The 4,857-nt window shown below is 66.4% G+C and carries 3 protein-coding genes; all 3 read left to right on the forward strand.

The window, feature by feature from the left end; all coding sequences use genetic code 11:
- A partial coding sequence (locus AX708_RS14865) for a TonB-dependent receptor domain-containing protein (protein ID WP_067490359.1) occupies nt 1-2,389 on the forward strand: 2,389 nt, incomplete at its 5' end.
- A gap of 45 nt (nt 2,390-2,434) precedes the next feature.
- Entirely contained in the window at nt 2,435-4,183 is a 1,749-nt protein-coding gene (locus AX708_RS14870) for a methyl-accepting chemotaxis protein (RefSeq protein ID WP_066531923.1), read from the forward strand.
- 94 nt (nt 4,184-4,277) lie between these two features.
- On the forward strand, nt 4,278-4,857 hold a 580-nt coding region (locus tag AX708_RS14875; protein ID WP_197426241.1), incomplete at its 3' end, for a HAMP domain-containing protein.

Below are 4,857 nucleotides of genomic sequence, written 5' to 3' on the forward strand. Positions count from 1 at the left end.
CGCCACCCCTCCCCCCGCCGCCAAGACCTTCACCACCGGCGTCGCCAAGGGCCGCGACCTGCTCGACACCGCGATCTCGGCGAGCACGCTCGACGACCACGACCTTGCCCAGCTCTCGGTCAGCTCGATTGCCGGGATCATGCAGAACATCCCCGGCATCCGTTCTGAAACCTCCGACATCGACGGCTTTTCGGCGATCACGATCCGCGGCCTGCCGCTGGCAGCGGAGGGATCGAAGTTCCTCCAGCTCCAGGAAGACGGCCTGCCGGTGCTGGAATTCGGCGACATCCAATTTGCCGGGATCGACCAGTTCCTGCGCGCCGACCTGACGCTGTCGCAGGTGCAGGCGATCCGCGGCGGCTCGGCCTCGACCTTCGCCTCGAACTCGCCGGGCGGGCTCATCAACTTCATCTCGAGCAACGGCGAGACCGCCGGGGGCACGGTGCAGGTATCGAGCGGCGTCGGCCATGACCTGAAGCGCATCGACTTTGCCTATGGCAGCCCGCTCGGCGATGGCTGGCGCTTCCATGTCGGCGGGTTCTACCGCACGGGCGAAGGCCCGCGCGCAATCGGCTTCAACGGCTTCTCGGGCGGCCAGATCAAGGCCAATGTGACCAGGGAGTTCGAGGGCGGCTATATCCGGCTCTACGGCAAGTATCTCGATGACCGGCAGCCCAATTACGGCACCCTGCCGGTGACAGTCGGCGGCACCAATGCCAATCCGGAAATCGGCTTCCTGCCGCGCTACGACATCCGGGAGCAGGGCTACCTTTCGCCGCTGACCCGCAGCTATGCCGAGGTCGACGCCAATAATCGTCCGATCCTGATCGACGCCGCCGACGGGCTCGCCGCGAAAGTTGCCGCGATCGGGCTCGAGGCCCAGTTCGAAGTGGCCGGGTTCACCGTCACCAACCGTTTCCGCTTCTCGGACGTGAGCGGTGCCTATAATGACGCAGTGCCCTTCGTCACCGCGCCCGCGCCGTTCTTCAGGCAGTTCGGCGGGCCGGGCGCGCAGCTGAGCTATGCCGCCGGTCCGAACAGCGGTCAGGCGATAACCGATGCCCGGCTGCTGGCGCTTTCGGTGCGCCTCCACGCCGATCTTGAAAGCCTCGACAACGCCACCAACGATCTGCGCGCCACCCGTGTGTGGGAGCTGGGCGAAGGCAAGCTGACCACCACTGCCGGGCTCTACACATCCAGCCAGGACGTAGCCATGTTCTGGAACTTTACCAGCACGTTGCAGGACCTTGCCGGCGGCGGACGCAACGCACCGGTCACCATCTCCACTGCAACCGGCGTGCCCGTAACTGACGGGGGCACGCTGGCTTACGGCTTTGCGGTCGGCCTGCCGTTCAACGTCTATCACAACCTCTATGATGTGAACTACGATATCGTCGCCCCCTACGGATCGGTGAACTTCCAGATCGGCAAGCTTGCGGTCGGGGCGAGCGTTCGCTGGGACAAGGGCGATGTGGCCGGCCAGATTTTCACGTCGAGTTTCGGCGGCGGGCGACCGGCCTTCGTGCCGCTCGACGTCAACGGCGACGGACAGATCTCGGTGGCGGAAAGCCGCGTGGCGACCTTGCCGCTGACCCGGCCGGTCGCAATCGATTACGATTACGGCTACCTGTCCTGGTCGGCCGGGGTGAACTACCGCTTTGCCGAAAGCCTCTCGGCCTTCGCGCGCTACAGCCGCGGCGGGCGGGCGAGCGCGGAGACCGCAATCGGCGCGGAGGCGCTCGATCCGATCACGGGTGCGCCGCGCGATCCCGCGCTCAAGGTGTCGATCGTCAAGCAGGCCGAAGTCGGTGTGAAGTTCCGACGCGATGGCCTCACCGCCTTCCTCACCGGCTTCTGGGCCTCGACCGACGAGCGCAATTTCCAGATCGCCGCAAATTCCTCGGGGCAGGCTGTGGTGGTGCCGGTCAACCGCACCTACAGCGCCAAGGGCCTCGAATTCGAAGGCGAATGGCGCCGCGGCCCCTTCACGCTCGTGGCGGGCGCCACCTTTACTGATGCGAGCATCGACGAGGATCTCATCGACCCGGCCTTCAACGGGCTGACCCCGCGCCACATCCCCGATTTCGCCTTCTTCGCAAGGCCCTCGGCCGAATGGGGCAACTTCACGCTGGGCGCGGTGGTCAACGGCACCACGGAGAGCTTTGCGCAGGACACCAACCAGCTCGTCCAGCCCGGATACGTGATTGTCAGCCCCTTCGTACAGTACCGGCCCGCGCAGGGTCTGACCCTCGCCGTCAACGCTTTCAACGTGTTCGACGAGCTCGCCATTGTCTCGCTGCAGGCGCCGGCCATTCCGCCTTCGGGCATCACCAACGCGCAGGTGATGAACGGCCGCACCGTCACCGCATCGCTGCGCTACAGCTTCTGAGCGGGCGCGGCGAACCCACCATGAAGGACGAGAGGACCCCCCGCCATGCTTGACCGGATGAACATCCCCCGCCGCCTCGGCGTCTCCTTCGTGCTGCTCAACGTGGTCGCAGCGGCGGTGATGATCGCCTGCGGGGTGAGCCTTGCGATGATTTCGTCGGTGACGGCGAAGAACACCGCGAGCCAGGAAATCCTCGCCGATGTGCTGTCGCTGGAAACCTCGCTGCTGCGCCAGAACAGCCAGCTGCGCGGGTTCCTGGTGACTGCCGACAAGAGCTATCTCAAGTCCTATTACGAAGGCCGCGACGATTACGACAAGGCTTCGAAAGCGCTCGAGACGGCGCTGGCCGGTTCTCCGCTGGTGGAAAAGGTCCGCATCAGCCGCGAAGAAACGCTCAAGTGGCGGCGCGACTGGGGCGACAAGTATGTCGCGGTCGTCAAGGCGGGCAACCGCGATGCGGCGCAGGAGGCGATCCGCGCGGCGGGCAAGAAGGTGCTCGTCAGCGATGCCGTCAACCCCTTGCGCGATATACGCGATGCCCAGCACGCCGCAATCGATGCCCAGAGCGCGCGGCAGGAGAGCGTCATCATGCTCGCCTGGATCGCGCTCGGGCTGGGCGGCTCGATCCTGATCGGTCTGGCGCTGGTGTTGGCCCGCGCGCTAGCCGGATCGATCGCGCGGCCGATTGCCGCCCTCACCTCGGCGGTCACGGAATTGTCCAAGGGCGCAACCGATATCAACATCCCCGGCACCGAGCGCAGCGACGAGCTTGGCGCGATGGCGCAGGCGATGCTGGTGTTCCGCGATGCCGCGGTCGAGCGCCAGCGCGCCGTCGCCGAGCGCGAGGAAGCGGTCGCGCGGATCGGCCGGCACCTCGCGGCGGTCGCCCAGTCCGATCTCACCGTGCGCCTATCGGGCATGCCACCCGCCTTCCAGTCGCTCGCCGACGATTTCAACGTGGCCATGGACCGGCTCTCCGGGGCGATGGGTGCGGTCAACGAAAGCATCGGCGCGATCAACCTGACCTCGTCCGAGATCGAGCATGCCATGACCGACCTTGCCAGCCGGTCAGAGGACCAGGCCGCGCGCCTGCAGCTGTCATCCTCGACCATGGCCAGCCTCAGCGCGAATATCGAGGCCAATGCGAGCCTCGCCGTGGGCGTGAGCGGTTCGATGCGCCAGGCGCGCGAGGAGGCCGAGACCGGCGGCGAAGTCGTCGGCCGCGCGATCGACGCGATGGGCCAGATCGAGACCGCGAGCGAGGAAATCTCCGAGATCACGGCGATGATCGACAACATCGCCTTCCAGACCAACCTGCTTGCATTGAACGCCGGTGTCGAAGCCGCGCGTGCGGGCGAGGCGGGCAAGGGCTTCTCCGTTGTCGCGAACGAAGTGCGCGCGCTCTCGATGCGGGCGACGGAGGCTGCCAGCGAGATCAAGAAGCGGGTCGAGGCGGTCGGTGTCCACGTCCGGACCGGTGTGTCGCTGGTGCACGAGACCGGCTCGGCGCTCGAGACGATCATTTCCCGGGTCGGCGACGTGACCGAGGCCGTGAGCCGCATCGCCGATGCGGTCAGCGAGCAGAGCGTCGCCCTGCGCAACGTCTCCGAAACGATCGGCGCGATGGACAAGATGACCCAGCAGAACGCGGCGATGGTCGAGGAAACCAACGCCGCCACCAAAAACCTCAACCACGAGGCGCGCCAGCTCGCCGGGACCTTTGCGGGCTTCCGCATCGGCGCGGGAACGCCGGGCGCGCTGGCGCAGTCCGCGCCCAGCCGGTGGGCTGCCTAGGGAATTGCGCTGAGCCGCCGCGCAAGCCTCATTTCAACCCTGAGGCATATGCCTTGGCCGATGGACTGACAGAATACCCCGGAGGATCCCTGCCATGCTCAACTGGTACACCAAGCACGCGCCAGTCCGCACCAAGTTCACCGTGCTGATCGCCGCTACCGTGCTGTTCGGGGGTGTCAACCTGCTCGGCAGTCTGCTGGTGGCGTGGGGCACCATCAGCCCGACGTCCGCGATTGTCCTTTCGGTTGTCGACCTGATGGTGGCGACCGTGATGATGGTGCTGGTCAAGGAACTGGTGTGCCGGTCCTATGTCGAAACCGTGGTGCGGATGGAGGGGCTTGCCGCGGGCGATCTCACCTCGCCGATCCTCCGGATCGACCACACCGACTGCGTCGGGCGGATGGTCAAGGCGATGGACACCTTCCGCAAGAATGCCCTGGCGCTCGAGGAAGCCAACGCCGACCAGTCGGGCAAGGTGGTCGCGACGCTTTCGGGGGCGCTGGACCGCTTGTCCGAGGGTGATCTCACCTACCGCATCAGCGGCATGTCGGACGGCGAGCACGCGCGCCTGCAGGAAGCCTTTAACGCCTCGGTCGCCAAGCTGGAGACGATGATCGCGCAGGTGCGCGCCACGGTGGGCGGGGTCACGACCGGTTCGGACGAGATCCGCGCCG

It is taken from the genome of Erythrobacter sp. CCH5-A1 (assembly GCF_001557115.1).
Lineage (GTDB): Bacteria > Pseudomonadota > Alphaproteobacteria > Sphingomonadales > Sphingomonadaceae > Erythrobacter.